Source organism: Brevibacillus brevis (assembly GCF_001039275.2).
Lineage (GTDB): Bacteria > Bacillota > Bacilli > Brevibacillales > Brevibacillaceae > Brevibacillus > Brevibacillus brevis_C.
Genome location: NZ_CP030117.1, coordinates 3,683,629 through 3,710,603, shown reverse-complemented (window position 1 = coordinate 3,710,603; position 26,975 = coordinate 3,683,629). Strand labels below are relative to the sequence as shown.

The window sequence follows — 26,975 nt, the reverse complement described above, 5'->3', positions numbered from 1 at the left end:
CCGCTACGCTTTATACGTTTGATTTTTGAGAATCGGTTTTGCTTCCACACGTTTTTTCCGATTGAACCAAAAGGACATCGTCGTCAACTCGTAAAGGAAAATGCACAGTGGCGGTGTAATCACGAACATGCCGAGAACCAATGACGGCGTCGACCATCCTAGACGATGAATGACGTAGCTCTGTAGTAAGAACAAGATCAATGGATGAACCAAATAGATAGCCATATTTTGTTTGGCCAACCGGGCAAACCAAGGACCGAGATTAGGCCGTTTGCCGAGATAACTGGATGCAGGGTAAAAGCTGATGATGACACAGAGTGTGTACACCAAGTAAAGCGGTTCGAAAATATTCATGCTCTCGTAGTAGCTTTTTGATCCGGAAAGATAGCTGTACGCCATCCACACGGCTGCACTTGCCATCACAACGATAGAAGGTATCTGAAGGCGTCTCACCCACGTCCGCCATTTATCCACATTCATCCCGGCATAAGCGCCGAGTGCAAACGTAAATACGTACATGAAAACATAATGCTGTCCGTAAACATAACTGTGGTTGATGAGGGACAAGAATGGGTTTGCAGCCCAATCAATGGCCCATAAAGGCTTGATAAACAAATAGTGGTAGAGAACGTACAGACCTGCTTGTCCAATAAAGAGGGCGATGATCCAGCGGAAGTTCAGGTACCGTTCCATCCACGGTTTTATCAGGCAAAACAGCAAGCACAGTTGCAAGTAAAGCGGAATGTAATACAGGTGGTAGAATGAGCTACCCGTAAACAGACTATCAAAAAATGGTCCTACCAGTACGACCGGGTCAAAAGTTTGGTGTTTAAAATAGGTGAAGATGGCTGTCCAAATTACGTAAGGAAAAATAACCGCGCGCCAGCGTTTTTTCCAAAAAGCCCGCCAATCCACTTGTCGGTTCTGATACCAGTAAAACAGCAGCATTCCAGTTGCAAAGATAAACAATGAGCGACCGAATTTTAACAAGATGATTAGAACGGCTTGTAAATCACTATTCCACGGATACGTCTTCTCATTTGAGAGAAAAAAACTGAGGATGTGAATCATCAAGACAGTAAGAGCCCCAAAAACAAAAAGGGCATTCAGATCCTGAAACGTCCCCTTTCGATTGCTATTCATAATTCCTCCAGAATTTTTCCGGCAGCACCTGGAGAATCAAATGCAAATATCATGCCCGTTATTCGGGTAAGTGCCAGTCAGGTGCGGCCAGTTCTTTTGCTGTATAAGAAAATAAGTGTAATCGTTGCGACAAATGATGTCTCGACTCTGTCACTAACTCATTTTGCACATAAAAGGGGGTAGGTGATACAGCCCACTCAGAACGTATTGTCTCTAATAGACGTGCTTTTACATCATCTATAGTGGCCAATTTTCCAGTCAAACTCGCAATGCTGCCAACGGTAGAAGCATCGATGGAAGGAATTGGCTTATGACTTTGCATTTCATCCAAGCCTGCAAGACGGTAAAAGCGTTCCATCCATTCCCCACGTGGCCGATCATCTACGTTAATGCATAACTGCAAAATAGAGCCGTGTCGCGTGCGTCTTTGTGCCATACCTCCAATTTTTTTACCGTGAATGGAAAAATCGTATTCCCCTGCACAGTAGGAACCCGTCACTTCTCCAAATTCCAGCTTCCCGTAATCACGCAGGCCCACATCAAGAAGCTGCGCTACAAACGAGAAGAAGGAGTCAATGGAGATCGAAGTGTCAGGCAATAAACAAGCCATATTAAGTACGCCAGCATCAAGCGGAACACAGGCGCCACCAGACGAGCGAAGAACACAACCAAAGCCATCTTGACCGAATTCACGCAAGGCTTGCTGGAGATGAGGAAGCTTGGCGTCTCTGCGGCCGAGATAGAGCGCCTGATCGTACACCCAGAGATGAATCACAGGGGTTGCAGATTCAGATTGCATACTGGCTGCCAACGCTTCATCACGGATTAAAGGCTCAAGTGGACTATCCTGGTAGGTACCGGAGTCCATCCAGCGAAACGGTTGATTTACAGAAAATGACATAGGAAGGCTCCTTCACAGGACAAGAATAGCTACCATTATACATCTGAAATGCGTTTATTTCTACGATTTCGCTATCTTTTTTCCATTTGGTAGAACATGCATGTCAAGATGAGTGAAAAAAATACCCGACAGGCCAAAATAGCTTGTCGGGTCAAAATATGGTCCTTATTTGGTTTCCTTAAAGGAGAAATTGTCCAGATAGGTCGTTTTGCGAGGCGCGTTTTCAGTTGCCTCTTCTTGCAAGTACAGACCGAGCTTTGTGCCTTCTTGTTTCACATACTGTTGACCGAACAAGTATTGATCGTTCAAGTAAATGGAAACAGTGTTCTCGTTAACGGTCACTTTTAAGCGGTTGCTTGATTTCAGCTTGTAGGAGCTAGAAGTAATGATGTCAATATCGTCTTCTTCGACATCATTCACTTTGCCTAAAACAACGCGATCTTTTTGGACGAATACAACATTGGCTTTTCCGTCTTTACCGTTGAAGTAAAGACCTCCTAAACCTTCACTGCCTACGACATTGACATCGACACTCAATTCGTATTTTTTAACTTTGTCAGACTCATTCCAGTTCAGTGGCAGGAAGTAGTGATCCAAATCATCATCATCGGATTCGGCTGTCACTTGTTTACTAGTGACCTCCCAGTTTCCTGTCGCTTTGTCTGTGTCCCAGTTTTTCAATTTGGAATCAGAGAAGGAATCGCTGATACTGATTCGCTCTGGTTCTGGCTGAGGCTGCGGTTGACCAGGGTTAGGGAATACAATTTTGCTCTCATCATCGTCACGATCCAAAATAGCACGATAGAGCAGAGAAGCAGCTTCCGCACGAGTGATCGGATCTTGTGGACGGAAATTGCCATTGTATCCTTTCATCAGATCCGTTTGAATCGCAATTGCAATATACGGACGCAGAGCTGACGAAATATCATCGTAATCACGGAACTTTTTCAATTGATTCAAGTCGGCTTTGTACTTTTGATCGTAGCCCAACAGGCGTACCAATGCGACAGCAATGTCTTCACGTACTGCTGCTCGATCTGGTTTATACGTGTAGGTGGAGCCGGATTTGTAACCTGTCAAGTAAGGCTTGGCGTATTCCACATACAGAAATGCCCAGTGATGACGCGGTACATCCTTAAAGGTTTGGTCGACGTAGCGTTTGTTTATATCTACATCTGCTGCTGCGATCATAATTTTGGCAAATTCGGCGCGGGTCACTTCATTGTTCGGTCGAAACGTCCCATTGTCGTACCCTTTGATAATCCCTTTGGCCGCCATCTCCGTAATTTCCTTGTATGCCCAATGGCTACGTGGAACGTCTGAGAACGAAGGAGTGGAAGCGGCACCGACGACCGGGATAACCGTTAAGAACATCAACACCGACAAAAATACGGCTAGTGCTCTTTTCATGTTAACCTCCTCAAAATGGCAATTTAGTTTTTGTTGACTGCTATTCAGACGGCGAGTGGGCTTGTATTGTTGCAGGAGAAAAAAATATTATGGTGAAAATAGGAAAAAAGACGTAGTTCCGAAAAAATTGGCAGGTAAGGAGGAGCATATACCAATGGTAACGGCATGCTTGTTTGATTTGGATGGAACGCTTTTGGATCGGGAACGGTCGTTGGATACATTTTTGGCACGACAGTACGAACGTACACGGCCGCTCCAGAAAAAAATGTCTCTGGAAGCGTTTACGTCCCGTTTTCATGAGCTGGACCAGCGTGGGTATGTGTGGAAAGATGTTGTCTATCAGACCATCTTGGAAGAGTCAAAGATTGAAGAGGTTACTTCTTTATTTTTATTAGAAGAATACGTACATCTATTTTGGCAGGACTGTCTGTCTTTTAGAGGTGTGGTTGAAACACTTCAGATCTTACATCAATTGGGAATGAAGCTAGGGATCATTACGAATGGACGAAGTGAGTTTCAAATGAAAAACTTGAATGCGATTGGAATTGAACCATTTTTTCATGCTATTTTGATTTCGGAGCGGGAAGGGGTGTCCAAGCCAGAGTCAATCATATTTGAAAGAGCGTTGGACCGACTTGGAGTGAAAGCGAGTGAAGCGGTATATGTGGGGGATCACCCGGTTAACGATGTACAAGGGGCGCGTGCGGCAGGGATGAAGGCAGTTTGGAAGAGGGACATGTTTTGGGGGGATAACGTGGAGGCAGACGCTATCATCGATGAAATCCCCGAATTGATTACCATTCTAGGAGAGTGGAGAGAAAAATAGAGGCCACATCTCCTTACCGGGAAACCCACAGATGATCGGAACGGCCTCTCCGCCGTTTCGTACATATTTTGCCTCATAATGGTTATTATGCATTAGCTTTTATATCACCCAAAATGATATAATTCTTTATTGGTTACTTATGTAGATGATTTTAGCTGAGGTGATAAATGATGAAGGAAACGAAAGAGGCGACTGTGGACTTAAAATCCGTTAAGTCTCCAAAGAAAACGGAAGACTATGCGAAATACTTCCAGGCCCCCTCTCTGAAAGATGCGAAAAAGCGCGGTAAGGAAGAGATTTTAGTCCATTACGATTTTAATATCCCGGAAGACATGCAGAACATCGGAAAAGGAAAGCGTTATCACGTTCGTACGTATGGCTGCCAAATGAACGAGCATGATTCGGAGACGATTTCTGGTATTTTGCAGGCCATGGGCTATACCTCCTCTGACTCTGTCGAAGATGCGGATGTCATCCTATTTAACACCTGTGCGATCCGCGAAAATGCAGAGGATAAAGTATTTGGAGAGCTCGGCCACATGAAGCGGCTCAAGAATAACAATCCGAATCTGATCCTTGGGGTTTGCGGCTGTATGTCCCAAGAAGAGAAAGTCGTCAAGAAAATCCTGAAAAGCTACCAGCAGGTTGACTTGATTTTTGGAACGCACAATATTCACCGTCTGCCAGAACTGTTGCGCGATGCGATGTTCAGCAAAGAAATGGTGATTGAGGTTTGGTCCAAGGAAGGCGATATCGTCGAAAATATGCCGAAGCTCCGCGAAGGAAACACCAAGGGCTGGGTTAACATTATGTACGGCTGTGACAAGTTCTGTACGTACTGTATCGTGCCGTATACCCGCGGGAAAGAGCGCAGTCGACGCCCGGAAGATGTTATCGCGGAAGTGCGTGATCTTGCCCGCCAAGGCTTTAAGGAAATCATGCTTCTTGGACAAAACGTCAATGCGTATGGGAAAGATTTTGAGGATATCGAGTATGGTTTTGGAGATCTAATGGACGAGATTCGCAAGATTGATATCCCGCGTGTGCGCTTCACGACAAGTCATCCGAGAGATTTTGACGACCACTTGATCGAGGTGCTGGCAAAGGGAGGCAACCTGGTGGAGCAAATCCATTTGCCTGTCCAATCCGGTTCGACAGAAGTACTCAAGCGGATGGCACGCAAATATTCGCGTGAGCATTATCTGGAGCTGGTTCGCAAAATCAAGGACGCGATCCCGAATGTCTCGCTTTCTACCGATATTATTGTTGGCTTCCCAGGCGAAACTGACGAGCAGTTCGAAGATACCATTTCGATGGTGGAAGAGGTTAAGTACGATTTTGCGTACACCTTCATTTACTCCCCACGTGAAGGTACACCGGCTGCTGTCATGGAAGACAACGTTCCGATGGAAGTGAAAAAAGCGCGCTTGTATCGACTCAATGAAGTGTTGGCTCGCATCGGACTGGAACAAAATAAAAAACTGCAGGATCAGGTTGTCGAGGTACTTGTGGAAGGCGAATCGAGGACAAACGCGGAAGTGCTCGCGGGACGTACGCGTACGAACAAGCTGGTCCATTTCACCGGCGACAAATCTTTGATCGGACAGTATGTGCATATAAAAATTACAGATGCGAAAACGTGGACACTCCACGGAGAACTCGTATCCAAAGTTGAGGTGTAGGTCATTATGGAACAAACAAACGTGTATACCCAGAAAGACATTCTTGAGAAAGCTCGCGAACTCGCAGCTATGATCGCGCGTACAAATGAAGTTGATTTCTTCAAACGTGCCGAACTGCAAATCAAGCACAATGAACGTGTGCAAGATTTAATTGATACATTAAAACAGAAGCAAAAGCAAATGGTGATGTTTGAATCCATCAACAAGCCGGAACTGGTGAAAAAAGTGGAAGACGAGTACAACCAATTGCATGAGGAGCTGGATTCCATTCCAATTGTTACGGAATTCAAGCAATCGCAGGTCGATGTGAACGATCTTTTGCAAATGGTCACGAACGTGATCACGAACACCGTTTCGGAGCGTATTATTTTGGATACAGGCGGAAACCCATTGACAGGAGAGACGGGTGGCGGGCCTGAAAAGAAAAAATCCGGCGGTTGCTGCTCCTAATTCTCGATAAAAAGCCTTCCCGGCGCTGTTTTGATGAATACCCAACAACTTTCCCAAATATAAGGTGGTTGTTTGCACGCTAGTCGAATGCCCTGCATACAAATGTACAGAAACGTTGTATGGAGGAGGTAACGAAATGTCGGGTATAGACAAAGATCTACAGTGCCGGGAACTTATCGCGAAAGCAGTCTGCGGCAAAGGCCATAAATTTTCTATTACCACCCACACCATCATACCGTCGCAAACTCCTTCGACGATCCTCGGATGCTGGATTATAAACACGAACTTCCAAGCAGAGAAAGTCGGAGATGCCGTTGAAGTATCTGGTACGTATGACGTCAACCTGTGGTTTTCGTTTGCTAATAACACGCAAACCGAAGTCAAGCGGGAAACTGTTCAGTTCTCCGTACTCGTACCGCTTACGTTCTTCGACAAGAACTGCAGAGGCGATCTGGAAATCGTAGCACGCGCCGTGGAGCAACCGAAGTGCATAAAAGCGGAGTTAAGTGGTGGTGGCACAATCACAGTCAGAGTTGAAAGCGAATATGCAGTAGAGGTCATTGGGGAAACAAAGGTGTGCGTTGTTGTCTGCAATAGTTGTGATGAAAAAGAGTTTCATCTGGTTGACGACTTTGAAGATAACAGTGACGAGTTTGAAGACTTTGATTCCGCTACGCTACTCGACGAGCTCGACTAAAGAGGAGAAATTATCTCCTCTTTTTTCTTTTTTTCGGGTGCTCACCATTCACACTTTTTCTAGGCGCAGTCATAAGATAACGAGAGAATAGCGGGGGAGTGTGGAAGGCATGATTCTACGCACGAAGGCGAGTCAGCGAGCTAACAAGCAGGAAATGCCAGTAACACAACCAATGACGGCCAACGCGAAAGAAGTCGTTGCTTATTTGCATCGTCCAGAAATCGGGCGCTGGTTGCTCCGGCAGGGGAGAATACCTGTAACGACAGGAAAAGCAGCGCGACCGGGCTGGCGGACATATAGGATCTGCCTTTACCAAGACTATGTACTGGATATCGCCAGGAGCGAAGAGCAATCACAGTGGTTGCTGCACCGGATGGAGGAACCCGAATGGCATTCCGTCTCCTTGCCTTCCACCGAAACAGAGGTTCAGGTGGTACAAGGGCTGGCTGCTCGCAGTTTGTATGCCGCTGGAGCCGATGCGGGTCAAGTGACGATTATGGCGGCTTCTCCCCATCGACTTAAGGTCGTCGAGGTGGAACCAAATTGGCCAGCCAAGCATGCTGACGAATATATGCAGCGGGCTCGAGATTGGTGGGAAGGCCGGATGCGCAAACAGCCGCAAAAGCTGCAAAGCATGGGGGCTGATCCTGAGTTTGCTTTACGCAAGCCCACAGGAGAGATGGCACTTGCTTCTGACTTCCTGAGTATTACTGGCACGGTTGGGTGTGATACGACACGTTATCGAGAAGAATTAGGTCTCCATCAGCACCCGGTTGCAGAGTTGAGACCTGCGCCATCGGAGGACCCTGATCAATTATTTATGCATATCTACGATAATCTGGAACTCGCATCCAAAAAAATAGGAAACACGTCTATCGAATGGCTCGCTGGCGGAATGCCGTTTCAAGGTTATCCAATCGGCGGGCATATTCATTTTGGCGGGCTTACCGCTACTTTTTCTCTTCGGCGAAAGTTGGATGCGTACTTGGCTCTTCCCCTTGTTCTGATTGAGGATGCAGGCTGTATGAGCCGCAGAGAGCGATATGGATTTTTGGGGGATGTAAGGGAGAAGGAATATGGTTTCGAGTATCGTACACTCCCCAGTTGGCTCGTTGATCCCCTTGTCACTCGAGGTATTCTTCATTTGGCCCATTTGGTAGCAACCAATCACGACAAGCTACAAGCGATGCCTCATTTAAAGCTCCCGCTCATCAAAGCCTACTACCAGGGCGAAAAAGAAAAGCTCCTGCCGTACGTTACCCAAGTCTGGCAAGAATTAAAGGAGCTACCAGGCTATACGCTGTCACGAATTCATTTGGATCGATACTTTTCTTTTTTAATCGAAAGCCAATCGTGGAGAACGGATGAAGACCTTCGCAAGACATGGAAGCTACCATAAACAGATCTACCATCGGATGAAGGGTCAACATTACCGTACAATCATGATATAATAGCGACGAGAATTAGTAGGCTAGGAGAAGAAAATCATGGCTCAATATACCCCGATGATTCAACAGTATCTGGCTATCAAAAAAGATTATCCGGATACTTTCTTATTTTTTCGCTTAGGCGATTTTTATGAACTGTTTTTTGATGACGCCATTCTTGCGTCCCGTGAGCTGGAAATTACACTGACGGGACGTGATGGTGGTGGTTCTGAGCGCATACCAATGTGTGGTGTTCCACATCATGCGGCAGATGGCTATATTGCAGAGCTACTGAAAAAAGGCCATAAAGTAGCTGTTTGCGAGCAAGTCGAAGATCCAAAAGAAGCCAAAGGGGTCGTTCGCCGGGAAGTTACACGCGTCATTACTCCGGGAACGATGATGGAAGGCAAATGGCTGACGGATAAGGAAAACAATTACATGGCAGCGTTAGCCCAAGTAGAAGGGCGGACGGGTGTTGCTGCGTGTGATATGAGTACAGGTGAGATGTACGTTACCTCTTTGGTGGGACAAGCAGAGGCTGTTCTGGATGAAGCCTTGCAATATCGCCCCAAGGAGCTCGTCTTTTTTGGCCTCGCTGTTTTGCCGAAGACAGCACTGCCATCTACTGTCGTGGATGCACACCAACTGGACGCATTGGCAGTGGATAGTCAATATGCGGAGCAGGCAAAAGGGCTGGATATGTCCATGCGAGCGGCGGTCAATGCTCTCTTGTTCTACATAGGGACGACGCAAAAACGCAGTCTTGCCCATATGCGCCTGTTAAAGCAGTACGATGCAAAGCAGTATCTGCAAATGGACGGCTTTTCCAGACGCAATTTGGAATTGACAGAGACCATTCGCGATAAGACGAAAAAGGGCTCTCTGTTGTGGCTGTTGGATCGGACTCAAACGGCAATGGGTGGTCGTCTCTTACGCAGATGGATTGAGCGTCCGTTGCTCAGTCGCGATCAGTTGGAGGCACGTCTGAGCGCTGTGGAAGCCTTGAAGGGTGACATGCTGCTTCGCTCCGATTTGCGGACTTGCTTGGATCGTGTCTATGATTTGGAGCGTCTGGCGGGCCGTATTTCCTATGGGAATGCGAACGCACGAGATCTCATTCAACTGCGCATGTCTTTGGAAGCTGTTCCAGAGCTGAAGCAGTATATGATCCAAACGAATACGCCGGTATTGATGGAACTGGCGCAAGGGATGGATGAGTGTACAGACATCGTCAACTATTTGGCTCATGCACTCGTAGATGATCCGCCGATATCGGTTCGTGAAGGCGGTATGCTTCGTACGGGATACGATGAGTACTTGGACAAGCTCCATACGGCAAGTCGTGAAGGGAAGACGTGGATTGCCCAACTGGAGCAGGGAGAACGGGAAGCGACAGGGATTCGTTCACTCAAAGTAGGCTTCAATAAGGTGTTTGGCTACTACATCGAAATATCGAAGTCCAATATCGCCAACGTTCCGGCGGGACGGTATGAGCGCAAGCAGACTTTGGCGAATGCAGAGCGGTACATTACACCAGAGTTGAAGGAACGCGAAGCGCTCATTCTTGAAGCGGAAGAAAAGATGATTGAGTTGGAATACCAACTGTTCGTGGCGGTAAGAAGCGAGGTCGCGAAGCATATACCAAGACTGCAGAATCTCGCTGAGCGCATTGCATCTGTGGACGTTCTCCAGGCATTTGCTACGGTGAGTGACGAGCGCGGTTTTATACGCCCAGAGCTTGTGGAAAACGGTGAATACGTCATTACAGAAGGGCGTCATCCAGTAGTAGAAGCCGTTCTGGAGCGCGAAAAATACGTGGCAAATGACGTGGAGATGGATCAGACGAATCGTCAAGTTTTGCTCATTACGGGTCCAAATATGGCGGGTAAAAGTACGTACATGAGACAGATCGCCTTGATCACGGTGATGGCACAGATCGGTTGCTTCGTTCCGGCTAAACAGGCCAAGCTGGCGATAGTCGATCAGATTTTTACTCGGATTGGGGCAGCCGACGATTTGGTTGGCGGGCACAGTACGTTTATGGTGGAAATGCTGGAGACCAGACACGCCCTGCAAAAAGCGACAGCGAAGAGCTTGATCCTGCTCGATGAAATTGGCCGCGGGACTTCAACGTACGATGGAATGGCGCTTGCACAAGCAGTGATTGAGTACATTTGCCAAAAAATCGGTGCCAAAACGCTCTTCTCCACACATTACCACGAGTTGACCGGGTTAGCAGAGACGTTGAGTGGTGTCGTGAATGTCAATGCTCGATGCGAAGAACGGGAAGGAAAGCTCTTGTTCCTTCACAAAATTGAAGAAGGACGAGCAGATAAAAGTTATGGAATCCATGTGGCAGAGCTGGCTGAAATGCCGACTTGGGTCATTGAGCGGGCGCGCAGTATCTTAACCGGACTTGAAGCGAATGGGAGTGCAGGGAATGGAAATGCAGCGAGTGACGTGCAAATGTCGCTCGAATCGCTATGGACGGCACCAGTTGCTGCGGTGCGTGAAGAACCGATGCAGTTCCATTCGGCCGAGGAAGAAGCAATTATGGATGAACTGCGCGAGCTGGATTTGAATTCAACGACGCCAATGGACGCCATGATGAAGCTATATGCATGGAAACAGCAATTGAAAAAGCGATAAGGTTCGTCCGGAGGGGAGGCACTCATGGGAACCATTCAAGTTTTAGATGAGCATCTCGCTAATATGATTGCTGCAGGGGAAGTAGTGGAAAGACCGGCTTCGGTTGTCAAAGAGCTGGTCGAAAATGCAATTGATGCTAGTGCAACGACAATCGAGATCCATGTAGAGGAAGGCGGTCTGGAGATGATTCGGATCGTTGACAATGGGAGAGGGATGGATCGGGAAGATTGTCAATTGGCTTTTGAGCGCCATGCCACCAGTAAAATCAGCAACGCTCGTGATTTGTTCCGCATTCGTACACTGGGCTTTCGTGGCGAGGCTCTGCCGAGTATTGCGGCAGTCTCGCGCATGGAGCTTACGAGCAGTACATCCAGTAGCGAGGTAGGTACTCATCTCTTGATTGAAGGTGGGCAACTCGGAACGATATCCGATAAAGCCGCTGTAAAAGGGACGGAAGTATGTGTACGCAGCTTGTTTTTCAACACACCTGCTCGCTTGAAATACATGAAGTCGATCGCTACGGAAGTCGGACACATTTCCGATTATGTGAATCGGCTTGCACTCACGCATCCGTCGATCTCCTTCCTGCTGACTCATAACGGCAAGACACTTTTGCAAACGTCTGGCGACGGAAAGCTGCTGCACGTCATGGCGGCTATCTACGGCGTGCAAGTAGCGAAGCTGTTGCTACCCATTGCAGGGGAGACCCTCGATTATAAGTGGTCTGGTTTTCTTTCGAAGACGGAAGTAACGAGGGCGAATCGCTCTTACCTTTCGACGCTGGTAAACGGTCGGTATGTGCGCAGCTATTCAATCAACAATGCGATTATGCGCGGTTATCATACCTTGTTGCCCATCGGCCGTTATCCGATTGTGGCTTTGCAGATCGTGATGGATCCGTCACTGGTCGATGTGAACGTACATCCTGCCAAACTAGAGGCGAGATTCAGTAAAGAAGATGAATTGTGCAGCGCAATAGAACAATCGGTAAAAGAGACATTGCGACAAGGCTTAGGAATTGTCAGACCCATGGCTACGCAACCAAAAGCTAAGGTCGTCACCCAGGTCGTTCAACCGCAGTTTGACCTGCAAATCAGCAAGCCTGAAACACCGCAATCGTCATTACTCGCAGCGAGTCCCCGACTGCAGGAATGGATGGCCAAGCAGGAAACGACAAGTAAGCAAGTGGAAATAGTGCCGCATATCGCACCATCCATTGAGAATGGCACGGTGAAGGAGACTACAGCCAACTATGAAAAGCTGGAGTCCGCAAAAGTAGAGGCTATCCCGCATGAAATCGTGCAGGCGACTCTGCTGGATCAAATGCCCACGAAGGAAGCTTTCCAACCTTACGAGACTAAGCTTCCGTCACAATTGGACATTGTCCAGACACCATCTTCAGTGCATCTAATCAATGAAATCAGTAGCGAGGACAATTCGGCCGCAGCAGGTACTGATCAATCACCGCCACTCCCGGAAGCAACCAATGAAAATGAGACGGATTCGCCTGTTCCCGTTATGTACCCAGTTGGTCAAGTACATGGCACCTACATCGTCGCGCAAAATGACGAGGGCATGTATTTAATCGATCAACATGCCGCGCAGGAGCGGATATTTTACGAGTATTTTATGGGCAAGCTTGCAGAAGAGGACATCTCCAGCCAGATCATGTTGTTTCCACATACGGTGGAGTATACGGCTGCAGAGGCAAGCAAACTGGAAAAGCGACTGTCGCTTTTGCAATCGTTTGGTTTGGAGATCGAGGCGTTCGGTGGACGGACCTTTATCGTTCGCGCTCATCCACATTGGTTCCCAGAAGGGGCGGAGCTGGAGGTCATTGAGGAGCTCATTCAGTTTGTACTGGAAACGGGTGAAAACGCCCAAGCCAATGTCGTGCTGATGCGCGAAAAAGCTGCCATCATGATGTCTTGTAAAGCATCGATTAAAGCGAATCGCTTCCTGACACATGCAGAAATGGAAAGCTTGCTGAACCAGTTGCGCAAGACGAGCAGTCCGTATACGTGCCCTCACGGCAGGCCGATTGTGATTCATTTTACTGGTTATGACTTAGAAAAAATGTTTAAGCGTGTGATGTAACAGACACCCCCTGGGACAACTCCTTGGGGGGTGTTTCTTTGGGTGATCTATTCAGAAAATTTAAAAATTAGGATTGATTTTAGACAAACACTGACTTATGATTACTTGCAAAAACGAGGTGAATCGAAATGAGTTCATCACGACAAACCGGGATGTTTATTTATCCGTGGGATATAGCCGAGAGTGGTATCGAAGCGGTGATGCAAACATTGCAACAAGCCAGATGCAATACAGCGGTGGTCAATAGCAGCTACCATCAGGGGAGATTTTTTCACCCACGAAGCAAAACGTTTCGCAGGCTGCCGTTTTCAGGAGTATCGTTTACGCCTGAATGGTCGAAGTACAACCGTTTGCGCCCGACTGTACACGAACAAATCGCGCAAGCAGGCATTCTTGCCAAAATGAAAGAAGCTTGTGAGCAGGCAGGGATGGGGTTTCATACATGGTGGGTTGGCCTTCACAATTCTACGCTTGGTTTGGCTCACCCAGATCTTTGCGTGCAAAACATTTGGGGCGATACATACACATACGCATTATGTCCTTCGCAGCCTGAGGTTCAGCATTACGCCAAGGCGCTTTTTACAGATACGCTAGAGCACCTCAAGCCAGAACGGATACTGATCGAAGCGACCGCCTTTTTGCCGATGAAGCATGGCGAACATCATGAAGTATGCCTCCTGCCGTTAGGAGAATCTCTACAATGGTTACTCTCGCTCTGTTTTTGCGGAGCTTGTGCAGAGCGCGCCGAATCGAAGCGAATCGATGTCGAAGCAGTCAGACAACTTGTATCAAGGCTAGTCAGTCAAATGGTGGAAGCCGATTCCATCTCGCAAGTAACCGCTGAAGTGAGAGAAGTTGCCTTTTTGCTGCTGGAATACCCGGAATTATATCATTATCAGCAAGCCCGTCTGGAAGTGGTAGATGAGCTATGGAGGAGCCTGAAGGAAATCGCGCAGAGTAAGGGGACAGCGTTGGATGGCTTTCCGTCCTCGACACCGTTTTACGTGAATCAGTCCTATTGGGAAGGGGTTTCGTTGCGAAAAGCTGCGGCTACTCTCGATCGTATCGTCCCTCTCGCCTATGGAGACAGTGTCAATGAGGTGGCGTATACGTTTCATGCGATCAAGCTTGTAGCCCCAGAAGCTAAGTTGGGGGCGGCTTTTTCCCTGCATCATACCCAAATCCAGTCAGCAGTTGATTTGGCAGCGAGGGTGAAAATTGCGGTGGATGCAGGTGCGCAATCGATTATTTATTACAATCTCGGTCTGTTAAATAACCGCAGGCTGGACAAGATCAAACAGGCGAACCTTGCAGTCGAGGAGTGGAGATAGCTTTTTTCATACGCATAGCTATGCCCATTTGTAGGAAGACCCACGGTACTTTGCGGGTCTTTTTTACATCGGGGAAACGGATGGACTGGAAAATCATACTACAGTCCGACGCGCTTTCATAAAAAATGGTATGATTGTCATAGCGAATAGGAAAACAGTTTGGTTCAGATTCTATTTGACCGGCAAATTAATCCTGCTTACAATAATATGATCGTTACCGTTTATGTAAAAACCGTCGAGTCGTTTTTCTAGAACAGCAGTTCTTGTCAAAAAGGGCGAAGACGTAAGGAAGGGAACAAAGGCGTGATTGTTACGACAGGACTTGAGCCTGGTGAAGAAACCTTGCGTCACGCAGCTGAATTGGCTAGTACATTGGGGCTACAGGTTGTGAATCGACGCGATTTTTCATTGGGTCAAATGCGCAAGCGATATGGGGTAGAAGAAGTATTGGTGGTTTCCGCTCTTGGAGCACGTTTGGAAGTGCCGGGGAAAAAACCATTCTTTTTTCATCCGAATACATCTGCTTTTCGTATAAAGCGGCTCATGCGCGGCGATACTGATACTATGCTTGTTGCTTGCCAAATTCAACCAGGGGATGAAGTACTGGACGCAACCTTGGGTTTGGGTGCTGACGCTATTGTATTTTCTCATGCGACAGGTGCAAATGGAAAAGTTGTTGGCATCGAATCTGAGCGATTGCTAGCCATCTTGGTAGAAGATGGACTGCGGCACTGGTCATCCGATGCGGAAGAATTGGAGCAAGCCATGCGTCGTATTGAGGTGCGATGTGGCAACCATCTAGAAGTGCTGAGAGGACTGCCTGCCCGTTCCTTCGACGTCGTTTATTTCGATCCCATGTTCGAAGTCACTGTACAAAGCTCGTCGGGGATCGCCGGAGTCCGGGAGCTCGCCAATCCAGATGCTCTTTCTGAAGAGGCTGTTTTGGAAGCGCAACGAGTTGCGAGAAAACGTGTGGTAATGAAAGAAGGAAAAGAAGGTAGGATGTACGAGCGCTTTGGTTTTACACCGTTTCGCTCCCGCGGCCAGCAGGTCGTGTACAGCTACAAAGAGATAGGTGGAGGGGAGTGACCTTGCAACAGAGAGAAAGGCTAGTCGTGATTATTGGCCCAACAGCGGTCGGCAAAACCCAGCTTAGTTTGGAGCTGGCCGAACAGTTCGACGGTGAGATCATTTCCGGAGATTCCATGCAAGTATACCGGGGAATGGATATTGGCACCGCAAAAGCAGAACCTGAGGAGCTTGCGAAAATACCGCATCACCTCATTGATATTAAAAATCCAGACGAAGAATACTCTGTCGCGATGTTTCAGGAAAGTGCCGCAGAATTGATTACAGACATCAACCAACGTGGCAAACTTCCGTTTATCGTCGGCGGGACAGGTCTGTACATAGAATCGGTTACCCATCGATTTCAGTTTTCCACCACTTCTCAAGACCCGGAGCTCCGTGATCGTCTGCAAAGATTGGCTGACAGCGAAGGCGTGGAAGCACTGCACGCCAGACTGGCCGATGTCGATCCGATTACAGCCGAACGCTTGCATCCTAATGATGTAAAGCGGGTGATTCGTGCATTGGAGATTTATGAGAGCAGCGGGTACAAAATGTCCGACTTTCAACTGCGGGCACAGCATTCCCCTTATGATTTGGTGATGATCGGTCTTACGATGGATCGTGCAAAGCTGTACGAACGAATCAACCACCGGGTCGAACTGATGATCGAAGCGGGATTGGTTGAGGAAGTGAGGGGGCTCCTGGATTCTGGCTACGACGCGTCGTTGGTCTCCATGCAAGGCTTGGGGTACAAGGAGTTGATTCCGTATCTGTATGGAGAAATCACGCTAGAAAAAGCAGTGAACGACATACAGCAGCGAACGCGCCATTTTGCTAAACGCCAGCTTTCTTGGTTCCGTCGCATGGCAGAAATTCAATGGTTTGACATGACTGATCCGGCCGAGCAGAGGAATAACGTGGAAACTATCAAGCGAATATTGGCAGGAAAGTTTCAACAATTGCCGAATATATAACATACAAGTCCTTTTAGGGGGTAGTGTACATGAAACAGACGATCAACATTCAAGATACGTTCTTGAATCATTTGCGGAAAGAAAACATCGCGGTTACCATTTACCTTGTGAACGGATTTCAATTGCGCGGGTATATTAAAGCATTCGATAATTTCACGATTGTGATTGATAGCGAAGGCAAGCAACAATTAGTATACAAGCATGCGATCTCCACTTTCACTCCGCAACGCCCAGTATCGCTCATGTCTCAGGAGAACAACCAACAGTAAGCGAAGCAATACCAACAGCCAGGATACATGTGATCCTGGCTCTTTTTTTATGATCTGACGCATCTTTTTTCAATAAAAAAGCCCTGTCGCCGTTGAAGCGAACAGGGCTTTCACATTACTCCATGCAATGATTATTCGTGTAAATTTGGAAGGTAATGCCGAACTTGTCCTTCACGTTGCCGTAAGCTGGGCTGAAGAACGTTTCTTGCAGAGGCATAAGCACTTGACCGCCTTCTTGCAGGGCATCAAAAATCTTATGAGATTGTTCTTTATCATCGGTCGAGATGCAAATGGTCACTTGATCACCAAGTTGATGCGGTTGTCCTGGAAAGGTATCGGAAAACATCATTTCCGTTTCACCGACACGAATAGTAGCATGCCCGATACGATTCTTGGCTTCTGCAGGTAATGGGAACTCCGGATTTTCTGGCATTTCACCGAAGGTTTGCTTGAACAGCACTTCAGCACCTAGCGCACTCTCGTAAAAGCTAATCGCTTCACTTGCAGTACCATTCAGAACGATGTAAGGAATCAAACGCAATGCCATGTGTCAACATCTCCCTTGGTTTTCATATGACCAACTTGTCAAACCCACTTACTATTATGGCCCATAATGTGATTGTAATACACAGAACATACGTTTGCAACAAAAGAATTGATCAGGCTGCTGATGAACTCCGACGAACCATGACTATGTAGCAGATAATGGCGCCAATCGTAGAAAGAGCGATGATGATTCCCATTGGTACTGCGGTATGTTCGCCGCTGATTCCCACAAGTGGAGCGACAATTCCGCCGCTAATGAAGGAGAGTAGCCCCTGGAGAGCCGATGCACTTCCTGCCGCCTTGCTTTGATTTTGCATGGCAAGGGAAAATCCTGTCGCGCCCACAATCCCTACACTCGATACGACAAAGAAAAGGGGAACGAGCACAGCAATAAGACCAGCTTGTAGGAGAATCATCGCCAGAAGGAGAATTCCGCCGACTCCCGCAATGGTAATCCCAGCTATGAACAAGGAAGTTTCTTTCACTTTCCCTGCAAGCTTTCCTGTGATTTGACTCGCAATAATAATGCCTACACCATTAATCGCGAAAATGAGACTAAACGTTTGTGGAGACACTTCAAATATTTTTTGAAACACAAAGGGCGAACCGGCGATGTACGCAAACATGGCAGCAGTCACCAGTCCTTGCGCGATGGCGTACCCCATAAAAACGCGATCTTTTAGCAGGGTACCAAAGGTTGTCAGTGTATTGCCGATTCCTCCCTTGGAGCGGCGCTCTTGTGGCAATGTTTCTGGAAGAGCAAGCAGCACGATGAGGAACATGATAGCGCCAATCAGCCCCAGTACGACAAACACGCCGTGCCAGGTAGTAAATTGCAAGATTTGTCCCCCTACAATAGGTGCCGCGATCGGGGCGATTCCGTTAATAAGCATCAAGAGGGCGAAAAACTTTGTCAGCTCTGTCCCTGAGTACAAATCGCGAACCGTAGCGCGGGCGATAACAATTCCCGCAGAACCAGCAAGACCTTGTACGAAGCGAAGCAAGACGAACGTATAAATAGAGGGAGCTACCGCACACAAAAAGGAAGAGACCGCATACAAAATGAGCCCGATAATTAAAGGGATTCTTCGACCGCGTACGTCGCTGATCGGCCCCGCGAACAATTGACCAATGGACAGGCCGAGCATGCATGCTGTCAAACTGAGTTGAGTCATGGAGGTGCTCGTCTGCAAATCATCGGCAAGCATAGGAAGCGCAGGTAAATACATATCTAGGGACAGTGGACCAAAAGCAGAAAGGGACCCTAGAATCGCAGCCATCCACAACCGGCGTGATTTGTTGCCGGTTAGGGACGTGGAATCAAGTTCTTTTGCTAGATTATTCACGGCAAGTTGTCAAACCTTTCTCATTATTATTCCAGGAAAGAAGCTTTTTACAACTGAGAAGAGGGTTGCGTATTTTGCAAGTAAAAAGCTTGGAGGTTGCTGTGCATCCGATCGAGCAAGCCCCGCAACACATCTTTTTCTTCCTCTGAGAATCCGATGAAGCAATTTTCTTCAATGACGCGTAATACTTCTTTGACATGCTTGGTAGCCATCCGACCTTTGTCGGTAAGATAAACGCGGGAGATACGTTGGTCCCGTTCATCTGCTCTGCGCTCGACTAGTCCCGATTTGGCCATCCGATTAATCATGACCGTAAGCGTAGCGGGCTTTACCCCGATTTTTCGGGCCAATTCTCTTTGAATCATTCCATCTTTTTCAGTCAAGCGCATCAAGAGAATGGGCTGACCGGGATAGACGTCGTATTTTTGAATCAGAAACTCTACATTTTGCCGATGCATTTTCATTACATGCGATGCAGAATGGGTTAATGCGGTTGCATAACTAAACTCCACCAAAGTACCCCCAATTAATTAGTTTGCTAATGAATATTTTGTTATAGACGTCCGTAAGTTTATGCCTTGTCCTATTATACAAAAACGATTGGACTTCGTCATGAAAATGATTTGCATTTACCTGCTTGGGAAGGATACGCTGTATTCTTTGGAGAAGTAATTATGTCCTTGAAAATCGAATGAACAGGTTAGGTGAGATCAAGATGATCCTGAATGAAAAAATAAAAGCGGCAGCCGTACAATTAACAGGCGTAAACGGGGAAGATCTCGGAATCATCTCCACAAAAGAAGCGCTTCAAATGGCAAAAGAACAGGGAGTGGACCTAGTATGTCTTTCTTTGGCTTCGAGTCCGCCGCCTTGTCAGTTAGTGAATCGAACGAATTATAAGGAGCAGGTTATCAAGGAAAACGCCAAAAACCGAAAAGCAGAAAAAGGAGTTAACGTAAAAGAAATTCGTTTAAGTGCCTACATCGAAGACCATGATTACGATACGAAAAAGAGACAGGCAGAGCGAATTCTTTCATCCGGAGATGCCGTGCAGTTGACTGTCAAACTAGAGAAAAAGGAAAGTCAGGAAGCCAAGCGATTAATTGAGCAGCTCATCAAAGATCTGGCTCATTGCGGAAAACAGGATAAAGGGATTCAAGTAAGCGGCAAGCAGGTAGTTGCCAATCTATTGCCACTCTAATGACGAAAAGGGAGTAAGTGTATGCCTTTTACTTTTGCTCATCCGGCTATTGTACTGCCGTTACGCAAATGCAAGTGGTTTTCGTTCTCTGCCCTCGTTTTTGGCAGTATGGCACCGGATTTTGAGTATTTCTTCCGGATGCAGCCATTTAGCGTGTACAGCCACACTATGCTCGGATTATGGCTGGTTGATTTGCCTATCGCGATCCTATTAGCTTTTTTGTACCAGTACGTGGTCAAGAAACCGATGCTTGCGCGTTTGCCAGAGTGGATTGGACGAGGGCTGGACTATACAAACAATCGAAGCAGATTGCCAGCGTGGCGAACGGCAAGTGTATTTATGTACTCCGCGTTACTCGGAAGTTTAAGTCATATCGCATGGGACGCCTTCACTCATGACGGTGGTCGTATGGTTGACCACTTCTTGTTCTTGCAACAATCCATCTCGTTCGCTCATTATCAAGTGCCGGTTTACAAGCTGCTGCAACACGGTAGTACCCTTTTCGGCGGCTTGGCCATTTTGTATGTCATTGCGCGAAGTTCGAGGAAAAACAGACAGATCACTATGAAACAAGTACCTGCCTTGGAAAAATGGTTGTTCTGGTTCGGAGTGGGGTTGTTTGGTATCGTGACGGTCTTTTTACACGCATTCCTAGTAAAAGGAATTTCACCCTTCGTCCATCCTTTGCAGCAAGTGGTTCCGTTTCTCTCGGGATCACTGCTCGGAATCGTGGTGCTCTGCTTCACTTTGGACAGGCTCAGATTAAAAAAGTAGAATCCCTCAATATGAGGGATTTTATTGTTTCTAAATGGAAAAATCCTCAGACTTCAAATTCATTAAATCATCACGGGTTGGGTCAGGAATTTTGAGCAATCTAACAGCTTGCACACGTATCGCCTTTTCAATATTATTTCGTACATATCTCGCATTGCTGAAATTTACATGAAATGGATCACTCGTTACTGTTAGCAGTCTTCTTCTCAGTTTTTCACTTGCTTCAGCAGAGATTCGATACTCCTTGTTCTTTGCCATTAGATGTGCAATATCCATCAACTCATCAACCTCATAATCAGCAAAGTTGATGTGGACGGGAAAGCGTGAGGGCAGTCCCGGATTTAACTCAAGGAATGTATCCATTTCATCATTGTAACCTGCAATTATACAGACGAAATCATTGCCAAAGTCCTCCAGGCATTTTGTAAGACAGTCTACAGCCTCTTTTCCAAAATCTTTTTCACCGCCACGAGCTAATGAGTAGGCCTCATCGATAAACAGTATTCCGCCCATGGCTTTCTTAACAAGATCACGGGTCTTTTGTGCCGTGTGCCCAATAAATTCACCAACGAGATCTGCACGTTCAACTTCAGTTAGATGGCCCTTCGTTAAAACACCCATTTCCTTAAAGATCTTTCCGAAAAGGCGTGCAATTGTTGTTTTCCCGGTACCGGGATTTCCTTTAAAAACCATATGGAAAACTTGCTTCTCAATTTTAAGCCCGTGTCGTTCCCTTGCTTTATTCATTTTGATGAGCGCATAAATTTCATAGATCGTTTTCTTGGCTTCATGTAAACCAATCAGGCTTTCTAATTCTTCAAAAACAGTTGTTAAATTGGAACTCGACGTCGTACGAACTATTTCAGGTAAAGTATTTAGCTGCTTAACACTTACTGGTCGATTAAATACAACTTGAATTCGATTATTACTACTTGAAGATTCGAGCACCTCCGTTTGAGGAATGGCTCCTGCTTGCTTCACATGTTTCACCTGCCTTGACCATCATACAGAAAGTATACTCAGGAACATCGGAAAACCTGCCAATTTTTACGCAAGAGATTGAATTGGACAAGTCATTTATGGGTAACGAATTTGGGCCAACAGTTATTGGTGCGGCAATTACTACAAAGATGTCCCTCCAAGAAACGAAAAAGCCGCTCTTTTTGAGCGGCTATCCTGTTCTATTTCCCAAGAGTAATATCAGTATTTAATATAGGCAGTACCAGTGGATGTAGTCCAAGCACTTCCACTTACTTGTAAAAGATAATGACCTTTAGGCAAATCAACAATTGTACCTCCACCATAAGCAGTGGCGGTCATATACGCTACTTCTTTGCCATCGCCTACAGTTATAATAGCAACTCTAACGTCGCCTCCTTCTTTGTTAGACCATCCGTATTCAACAGATCGATCGGTGTCCAGATAAATTTGTTCAGTCGAGGTAAGGTTTGAGCCAAAGAAGTAGAAATTCCAATTCACTGTTTTCTCTGCTGCTGATGCTACTGGTGCTATTACCAGAACAAACATGAGCATAAGCGTGAAAATTGAACCTTTGTTAAACAATTTGTTCATAAATGAAATTCCTTTCATAATTGAAATTTTTGGAAATATAACAGGAATGTTAATATTATACATTAATTGATGTAATTGTGTTGAAATGGAAATGTATACATATTTTGACAATTAAAAGGTAATAACATAAACTAGCTTAAGTAATATCCTTAAAATTCGAAATGAGGTGTAATTATGTCAAAAATCAGCAAGGTTGTATTAGCAAGTACTCTAGCACTCACTGGAATTGTTGGACTGTTCCCGGTTAATATTTCCAAGGCAAATGTTGCTGATTCTCAAGCAGAGGTTGCTAGTATCACTCCTCAACAAACTTATGCCGATGCGAAAAAAGGGCAGTCAGCCAAAAGTAGTAATATTAACGGTGCTGGGCAATATGGGCGTATCAATCTTACTATAGAAAACAATGTAACTTCCGCTACCGCTCGTGTCATGAAAGTGGTTAGCTGGGGATTTGATCAAGAAGTCGCTTCGGTTAGTATTAATTACGAGGATTCCTATAATGGTATTAGAAGCGCAACAAAAGATGTTTGGTTAGAGTCGGGTACGCTCTATTACATCGAGCTAAATGTCTCTCAAGACCAAAATGCAAGTGCTGGACTCAGTAATTATACTTGGTAATCTCGATTGACTGCTTTTAGCTATGTAGGATACGTCATTGAAAAAGATACAGATAAAAAAAGTCTGTTAGTCATAGAAAATGATGAAACGAAGTCGAATGACAGTACAAACTACGAAGCAGAGTGGCACTTCCCAAAAGAATGATAGCAAGTCAGATAAAACGACCATTACTCCGTAAACAAAGAGTGATGGTCGTTTTGATATCTTCAACGATTCCTGTTGGGAATTCCACAATATGATATAATCTTCCAAAATAAAGGACTTTAGCAAAATGCGGAGGAACAATATGGAGCAAAAGAAATATACGGACATCATACGTCTCGGCCATCAAACGACAGAAGGTGTATTCAAGGAAGGCGATTCCATTATCATTCAAGAAAAGCTTGACGGAGCGAATGCAAGCTTTCGATACGATGAAGAAACAAACTGCATCCGGGCATTCTCTCGAAATATGGAATTGCATGAGGAAGAGAATCTGCACGGCTTTTTCCAATGGACACAACAGCTCCCGAAAGAGGAAATCGTGGCGGGCATGGTTTACTTCGGAGAGTGGTTGAATCCGCATAAAATCAAATATCCTCAGTATGAAAAGCAGTTCATTATATTTGATATGTACGATACCGCTGCCTGCGAATATGTGGATTTCCCTATCGTGGAAAGGGAAGCGCAGCGGCTTGGCTTGCATCTCGTGCCGGTCTTTTATCGGGGGGAATACCAAGGGGAAGAGCATCTCAAATCGTTTGTCGGCAAAACAGCGCTAGGTGGCAAGCTTCGAGATGAAGAAATCGGTGAGGGCATTGTCGTGAAAAATGCCGATTACCGGGATCGTTTTGGCCGGCAGCTATTTGTCAAAATCGTCACGGATGTATTTAGTGAAGTCAAACGTCAAAAGCCACCGAAAGACCCGAATCAACCGAAATCGGAAGAAGTGTTGTTTGTAGAGCAGTATGTGACGCTCGCACGTGTGGAGAAGTTTCTCTACAAATTGATTGATGAAGGTGTACTGGAAGAGACATTTGACGTAAAACACATGGGGGTTATCCTGAAAAATCTGAATCTCCGCATTTATGAAGATCTCATCAAGGAAGAGGCGGATGCCCTGCCTGATGGATATGATGAGAAGGAGCTCCGCAAAGTGATTAGCAAAGTGATTCCGCTTTTTGTGAAGGAGATTTTCTCGGAGAAAGCGGCAGGTAACCCATGACTAAAAGTTGATTTCAGTTGACGTGCCCCGCTGTCGTAACGTTTTGGGCAAAATGTGGTATGATAGTGCATGAAGGGGCGTGAATCGGTGAACGATCTGATCAAAACGCAAGAAACAGCCATACTGGTTGGTTGCTATTTAGATAACCGGGATGAAGAAAGAACCCGTCTTTCCATGGAAGAATTGCATGAGCTGGCCGATACTGCTGGTGTAGAAGTATTGGACGTCATCACGCAAAATCGGGACCGGGTTGATTCTGCCTGGTATTTGGGGACAGGAAAAATTGATGAAATCGCGCAGAGAGCCGAAGAGCTGGATGTGGACGTCATCATTTTCAACGATGAGTTGTCTCCGAGTCAGACTCGTAATTTGGATAAAGTTTTTGATTGCAAAGTGATTGATCGCACGCAGCTCATTTTGGATATTTTCGCAGGACGTGCACAGTCGCGCGAAGGGAAAATCCAGGTAGAGCTGGCGCAGTACAACTACTTGCTGCCGCGGCTTGCCGGGCAAGGGAAACAGCTTTCCCGTCTCGGAGGTGGTATCGGTACGCGTGGTCCGGGTGAAACCAAGCTGGAAAGTGACCGTCGTCATATTCGCAAGCGGATCAGTGAACTCAAGCAACAATTAGAGGATACCGTTCGGACGAGACAATTGCATCGGGAGCGTCGGAAGAAAAACAATGTGTTCCAGATTGCGTTGGTCGGTTATACGAATGCTGGGAAGTCGACGATCCTCAACAAGCTTACGAATGCAAACACGTTGCAGGAAGACAAACTGTTTGCCACTTTAGACCCGACGACTAGGCAATTGGAGTTGCCGAGCGGACTCGATGTGCTTTTAACAGATACGGTTGGTTTTATTCAGGACTTGCCAACGAGTCTGGTCGCTGCATTCCGTTCGACACTGGAAGGTGTAAAGGAAGCGGACCTCATCCTGCATGTGGTGGATAGTCATCACCCTGATTTTCAAGTACACATGGAAGTTGTAGACAAGATTTTGCGCGAGCTAAAAGCAGAAGAAATACCGCAGCTAGTCGTTTTCAACAAGGCAGATATGCTTGCAGAGGGTTCTTACTTGCCGCGTGCAGACGAATCGATTCTGATTTCTGCCATGCGGGAAGATGACCTGAAGCAATTGCTCAGCCGGATTGAGTCATTTGCTCTGCAATCTTTCAATGAGATGAAGCTGCGCGTTCCTGTTGAGCGTGGAGACATTCTCTCCCTTCTGCATCGGGATGGGGTAGAGATGGAACAAGAATTTAATGAAGAGGAAGCGGCCTACTTGATCACCGTCCGTGTGAACAAGGATAATCCGATATACGGCAAGATTGCTCCTTTCCTCCTGGATAAACCAGAGACTGTTGAAGAGAGTTGGTAAGTAACAGATGTTTTCATATTTTTCCCATGGAGAAAAGCTTCGCCCCCTCGTAATGGAGGTAGAAGCGACGATCTCAGAGAGACATCGTCAAATTTCTGCTTTGGTGGATACGAATCAACTGAAAGTATTGCGTTCCTTCCAAAAGCATGAAGTCAATGAATTTCATTTTTCAACATCCACTGGCTATGGCTATGATGATTCCGGACGTGCAACGTTAGAATCGATTTACGCCGAGGTGTTTGGTGGAGAAGCGGCATTGGTGCGTAACCATATAATCTCGGGGACGCATGCGATCGCAATTTCTTTGTTTGGCATTCTTCGTCCAGGCGACGATCTTCTCTATATTACGGGCAAACCGTACGATACGCTTGAAGAAGTAGTAGGTGTGCGCGGAGAAGGGCAAGGCTCACTCAAGGATTACGGCATCGGCTACAGCTATGTGCCTTTGACGCCAGAAGGTGAAATTGATTTTGTCGCAGTCGCACAAGCGATTACACCAAAGACGAAGGTCATTGGGATTCAACGTTCGCGAGGCTATGCAGATCGACCTTCTTTCACCATTGCGAAAATCCAAGAAATGATTCGGGTTGTAAAAGAAATCAAGCCTGATCTGATCGTATTTGTAGATAACTGCTACGGAGAGTTCACGGAGGAGCAAGAGCCATTGCACGTAGGTGCAGACATCATGGCAGGCTCTCTCATCAAAAACCCGGGTGGCGGCCTAGTCAAAACAGGTGGTTATATAGTAGGACGCGAGGATTTGGTTCAGCTTGCTTCGTATCGGATGGCAGCACCGGGAATTGGCGCAGAGGGTGGTGCATCGCTCTATTCGCTACTGGAGATGTACCAAGGCTTTTTCTTGGCTCCACACGTAGTGGGAGAAGCTTTAAAGGGAGCGGTATTCTCTTCGGCAATGCTGGAACGTCTGGGCTTCAAAACAAATCCACTGTGGCATGAGCCGCGGACTGACCTGATTCAATCCGTGGAATTCGGCAGTGCGGAACGACTGATTACGTTTTGCCAAGGGATACAAAAAGCAGCACCAGTTGATTCACACGTCACTCCGTATCCAAGCGAAATGCCTGGATATGCTGATCCTGTGATTATGGCAGCAGGTACGTTTATTCAAGGGGCGAGCATTGAATTCTCAGCAGATGGCCCGATTCGTCCACCGTACTTGGGCTTCGTTCAAGGCGGGTTGACGTACTCGCACGTAAAAGTGGGGATTTTGACGGCGTTGAACGGGATGCTGGAAAAAGGCTTACTCGAAATACCGGGTGAATAGGATAAAATCGCAAGGATTGAACGGCATTCTCTGGATGAAGGAGGATGCCGTTATTTCATGTAAAAAAACGTACATAACTTTCTGTGTAATATTATCTAACATCTATTGACAGGGATTTTGTT

Annotated in this window: 25 protein-coding genes; 17 read left to right on the top strand and 8 right to left on the bottom strand. The window is 46.5% G+C overall.

Translation table 11 applies throughout. From position 1 onward, the window contains the following. Positions 1-3: 3 nt before the first annotated feature. From AB432_RS17580 to AB432_RS17570, 3 genes are all read right to left on the bottom strand, one after another. Positions 4-1,143, bottom strand: coding sequence for an acyltransferase (locus tag AB432_RS17580; RefSeq protein WP_048033382.1), 1,140 nt, complete (start codon positions 1,141-1,143; stop codon positions 4-6). A 58-nt stretch (positions 1,144-1,201) separates the two neighbouring features. Beyond that, positions 1,202-2,044: a lipoate--protein ligase family protein gene (locus AB432_RS17575; protein ID WP_048033381.1), complete on the bottom strand. Its 843-nt coding sequence runs from the start codon at positions 2,042-2,044 to the stop codon at positions 1,202-1,204. A gap of 165 nt (positions 2,045-2,209) precedes the next feature. Then, positions 2,210-3,454 carry an S-layer homology domain-containing protein gene (locus tag AB432_RS17570; protein ID WP_048033380.1) on the bottom strand — a complete coding sequence of 415 codons (1,245 nt, stop codon included), beginning with the start codon at positions 3,452-3,454 and terminating at the stop codon, positions 2,210-2,212. A gap of 154 nt (positions 3,455-3,608) precedes the next feature. Between AB432_RS17570 and AB432_RS17565 the strand changes: the two genes are divergently transcribed. The 11 genes from AB432_RS17565 (at position 3,609) to hfq (ending at position 16,927) form a co-directional block, all read left to right on the top strand. Beyond that, a complete protein-coding gene (locus AB432_RS17565; protein WP_048033379.1) occupies positions 3,609-4,280 on the top strand; it encodes an HAD family hydrolase in 672 nt (223 codons plus the stop codon). A gap of 170 nt (positions 4,281-4,450) precedes the next feature. Beyond that, positions 4,451-5,962 carry a tRNA (N6-isopentenyl adenosine(37)-C2)-methylthiotransferase MiaB gene (gene miaB, locus AB432_RS17560; protein ID WP_048033378.1) on the top strand — a complete coding sequence of 504 codons (1,512 nt, stop codon included), beginning with the start codon at positions 4,451-4,453 and terminating at the stop codon, positions 5,960-5,962. 6 nt (positions 5,963-5,968) lie between these two features. Continuing rightward, on the top strand, positions 5,969-6,412 hold the full coding sequence (locus tag AB432_RS17555) for a YlbF/YmcA family competence regulator (protein WP_048033377.1): 444 nt from the start codon (positions 5,969-5,971) through the stop codon (positions 6,410-6,412). 136 nt (positions 6,413-6,548) lie between these two features. Further along, a complete protein-coding gene (gene cotE / locus AB432_RS17550; protein ID WP_048033376.1) occupies positions 6,549-7,109 on the top strand; it encodes an outer spore coat protein CotE in 561 nt (186 codons plus the stop codon). 109 nt (positions 7,110-7,218) lie between these two features. Then, positions 7,219-8,508 (top strand): putative amidoligase domain-containing protein, encoded by a 1,290-nt coding sequence (locus tag AB432_RS17545; RefSeq protein ID WP_048033375.1) that lies wholly within the window; start codon positions 7,219-7,221, stop codon positions 8,506-8,508. 88 nt (positions 8,509-8,596) lie between these two features. After that, positions 8,597-11,185 carry a DNA mismatch repair protein MutS gene (gene mutS / locus AB432_RS17540; RefSeq protein WP_048033374.1) on the top strand — a complete coding sequence of 863 codons (2,589 nt, stop codon included), beginning with the start codon at positions 8,597-8,599 and terminating at the stop codon, positions 11,183-11,185. A 24-nt stretch (positions 11,186-11,209) separates the two neighbouring features. Next, a complete protein-coding gene (gene mutL, locus AB432_RS17535; RefSeq protein ID WP_048033373.1) occupies positions 11,210-13,282 on the top strand; it encodes a DNA mismatch repair endonuclease MutL in 2,073 nt (690 codons plus the stop codon). A 128-nt stretch (positions 13,283-13,410) separates the two neighbouring features. After that, on the top strand, positions 13,411-14,613 hold the full coding sequence (locus AB432_RS17530) for an alpha-amylase family protein (RefSeq protein ID WP_053079601.1): 1,203 nt from the start codon (positions 13,411-13,413) through the stop codon (positions 14,611-14,613). A 303-nt stretch (positions 14,614-14,916) separates the two neighbouring features. Continuing rightward, the gene (locus AB432_RS17525) at positions 14,917-15,702 is read left to right on the top strand and encodes a class I SAM-dependent methyltransferase (RefSeq protein ID WP_048033372.1); all 786 of its coding nucleotides are present in this window, start codon (positions 14,917-14,919) and stop codon (positions 15,700-15,702) included. Then, positions 15,699-16,658: a tRNA (adenosine(37)-N6)-dimethylallyltransferase MiaA gene (gene miaA / locus AB432_RS17520; RefSeq protein ID WP_048033371.1), complete on the top strand. Its 960-nt coding sequence runs from the start codon at positions 15,699-15,701 to the stop codon at positions 16,656-16,658. The genes AB432_RS17525 and miaA overlap by 4 nt, the downstream gene beginning before the upstream one ends. A 29-nt stretch (positions 16,659-16,687) precedes the next feature. Continuing rightward, positions 16,688-16,927, top strand: coding sequence for an RNA chaperone Hfq (gene hfq, locus AB432_RS17515; protein ID WP_007719110.1), 240 nt, complete (start codon positions 16,688-16,690; stop codon positions 16,925-16,927). A 115-nt stretch (positions 16,928-17,042) separates the two neighbouring features. On the opposite strand, the gene AB432_RS17510 is transcribed toward hfq, so the two are convergent. The 3 genes from AB432_RS17510 to AB432_RS17500 all read right to left on the bottom strand — a co-directional run bounded on the left by AB432_RS17510 (position 17,043) and on the right by AB432_RS17500 (position 19,334). Beyond that, on the bottom strand, positions 17,043-17,474 hold the full coding sequence (locus AB432_RS17510) for a VOC family protein (RefSeq protein WP_048033370.1): 432 nt from the start codon (positions 17,472-17,474) through the stop codon (positions 17,043-17,045). 112 nt (positions 17,475-17,586) lie between these two features. Further along, the gene (locus AB432_RS17505) at positions 17,587-18,819 is read right to left on the bottom strand and encodes a multidrug effflux MFS transporter (RefSeq protein ID WP_048033369.1); all 1,233 of its coding nucleotides are present in this window, start codon (positions 18,817-18,819) and stop codon (positions 17,587-17,589) included. 47 nt (positions 18,820-18,866) lie between these two features. Next, positions 18,867-19,334 (bottom strand): MarR family winged helix-turn-helix transcriptional regulator, encoded by a 468-nt coding sequence (locus AB432_RS17500; protein WP_201265890.1) that lies wholly within the window; start codon positions 19,332-19,334, stop codon positions 18,867-18,869. 200 nt (positions 19,335-19,534) lie between these two features. On the opposite strand from AB432_RS17500, the gene infC reads away from it, so the two are divergent. Together infC and AB432_RS17490 are read left to right on the top strand one after the other, a co-directional pair. After that, the gene (infC, locus tag AB432_RS17495; RefSeq protein ID WP_048033368.1) at positions 19,535-20,020 is read left to right on the top strand and encodes a translation initiation factor IF-3; all 486 of its coding nucleotides are present in this window, start codon (positions 19,535-19,537) and stop codon (positions 20,018-20,020) included. 21 nt (positions 20,021-20,041) lie between these two features. Then, positions 20,042-20,794, top strand: a complete 753-nt coding sequence (locus tag AB432_RS17490; protein ID WP_048033367.1) for a DUF4184 family protein — start codon at positions 20,042-20,044, stop codon at positions 20,792-20,794. A gap of 30 nt (positions 20,795-20,824) precedes the next feature. On the opposite strand, the gene AB432_RS17485 is transcribed toward AB432_RS17490, so the two are convergent. Continuing rightward, positions 20,825-21,775, bottom strand: coding sequence for an AAA family ATPase (locus AB432_RS17485; RefSeq protein WP_048033366.1), 951 nt, complete (start codon positions 21,773-21,775; stop codon positions 20,825-20,827). A 219-nt stretch (positions 21,776-21,994) separates the two neighbouring features. Further along, positions 21,995-22,477 (bottom strand): hypothetical protein, encoded by a 483-nt coding sequence (locus tag AB432_RS17475; RefSeq protein ID WP_162630253.1) that lies wholly within the window; start codon positions 22,475-22,477, stop codon positions 21,995-21,997. Positions 22,478-22,540: 63 nt separating this feature from the next. On the opposite strand from AB432_RS17475, the gene AB432_RS17470 reads away from it, so the two are divergent. From AB432_RS17470 to AB432_RS17450, 4 genes are all read left to right on the top strand, one after another. Continuing rightward, entirely contained in the window at positions 22,541-22,984 is a 444-nt protein-coding gene (locus tag AB432_RS17470) for a hypothetical protein (RefSeq protein ID WP_048033363.1), read from the top strand. Positions 22,985-23,270: 286 nt separating this feature from the next. Then, positions 23,271-24,188, top strand: coding sequence for an RNA ligase family protein (locus AB432_RS17460; RefSeq protein ID WP_048033362.1), 918 nt, complete (start codon positions 23,271-23,273; stop codon positions 24,186-24,188). 87 nt (positions 24,189-24,275) lie between these two features. Continuing rightward, positions 24,276-25,568: a GTPase HflX gene (gene hflX, locus AB432_RS17455; RefSeq protein ID WP_048033361.1), complete on the top strand. Its 1,293-nt coding sequence runs from the start codon at positions 24,276-24,278 to the stop codon at positions 25,566-25,568. Positions 25,569-25,575: 7 nt separating this feature from the next. After that, on the top strand, positions 25,576-26,853 hold the full coding sequence (locus AB432_RS17450; protein ID WP_048033360.1) for a methionine gamma-lyase family protein: 1,278 nt from the start codon (positions 25,576-25,578) through the stop codon (positions 26,851-26,853). Positions 26,854-26,975 lie beyond the last annotated feature (122 nt).

What these genes read in the sequence shown, in the direction of transcription:
- cotE (WP_048033376.1), top strand. Translation starts at nt 6,549, where the DNA reads ATGTCGGGTATAGACAAAGATCTACAGTGCCGGGAACTTATCGCGAAA.
- AB432_RS17570 (WP_048033380.1), bottom strand. Translation starts at nt 3,454, where the DNA reads ATGAAAAGAGCACTAGCCGTATTTTTGTCGGTGTTGATGTTCTTAACG.
- hfq (WP_007719110.1), top strand. Translation starts at nt 16,688, where the DNA reads ATGAAACAGACGATCAACATTCAAGATACGTTCTTGAATCATTTGCGG.
- infC (WP_048033368.1), top strand. Translation starts at nt 19,535, where the DNA reads ATGATCCTGAATGAAAAAATAAAAGCGGCAGCCGTACAATTAACAGGC.
- AB432_RS17530 (WP_053079601.1), top strand. Translation starts at nt 13,411, where the DNA reads ATGAGTTCATCACGACAAACCGGGATGTTTATTTATCCGTGGGATATA.
- AB432_RS17555 (WP_048033377.1), top strand. Translation starts at nt 5,969, where the DNA reads ATGGAACAAACAAACGTGTATACCCAGAAAGACATTCTTGAGAAAGCT.
- AB432_RS17545 (WP_048033375.1), top strand. Translation starts at nt 7,219, where the DNA reads ATGATTCTACGCACGAAGGCGAGTCAGCGAGCTAACAAGCAGGAAATG.
- AB432_RS17575 (WP_048033381.1), bottom strand. Translation starts at nt 2,044, where the DNA reads ATGTCATTTTCTGTAAATCAACCGTTTCGCTGGATGGACTCCGGTACC.
- miaB (WP_048033378.1), top strand. Translation starts at nt 4,451, where the DNA reads ATGAAGGAAACGAAAGAGGCGACTGTGGACTTAAAATCCGTTAAGTCT.
- AB432_RS17580 (WP_048033382.1), bottom strand. Translation starts at nt 1,143, where the DNA reads ATGAATAGCAATCGAAAGGGGACGTTTCAGGATCTGAATGCCCTTTTT.
- AB432_RS17470 (WP_048033363.1), top strand. Translation starts at nt 22,541, where the DNA reads ATGTCAAAAATCAGCAAGGTTGTATTAGCAAGTACTCTAGCACTCACT.
- AB432_RS17460 (WP_048033362.1), top strand. Translation starts at nt 23,271, where the DNA reads ATGGAGCAAAAGAAATATACGGACATCATACGTCTCGGCCATCAAACG.
- mutS (WP_048033374.1), top strand. Translation starts at nt 8,597, where the DNA reads ATGGCTCAATATACCCCGATGATTCAACAGTATCTGGCTATCAAAAAA.
- AB432_RS17490 (WP_048033367.1), top strand. Translation starts at nt 20,042, where the DNA reads ATGCCTTTTACTTTTGCTCATCCGGCTATTGTACTGCCGTTACGCAAA.
- AB432_RS17565 (WP_048033379.1), top strand. Translation starts at nt 3,609, where the DNA reads ATGGTAACGGCATGCTTGTTTGATTTGGATGGAACGCTTTTGGATCGG.
- AB432_RS17450 (WP_048033360.1), top strand. Translation starts at nt 25,576, where the DNA reads ATGTTTTCATATTTTTCCCATGGAGAAAAGCTTCGCCCCCTCGTAATG.
- AB432_RS17510 (WP_048033370.1), bottom strand. Translation starts at nt 17,474, where the DNA reads ATGGCATTGCGTTTGATTCCTTACATCGTTCTGAATGGTACTGCAAGT.
- mutL (WP_048033373.1), top strand. Translation starts at nt 11,210, where the DNA reads ATGGGAACCATTCAAGTTTTAGATGAGCATCTCGCTAATATGATTGCT.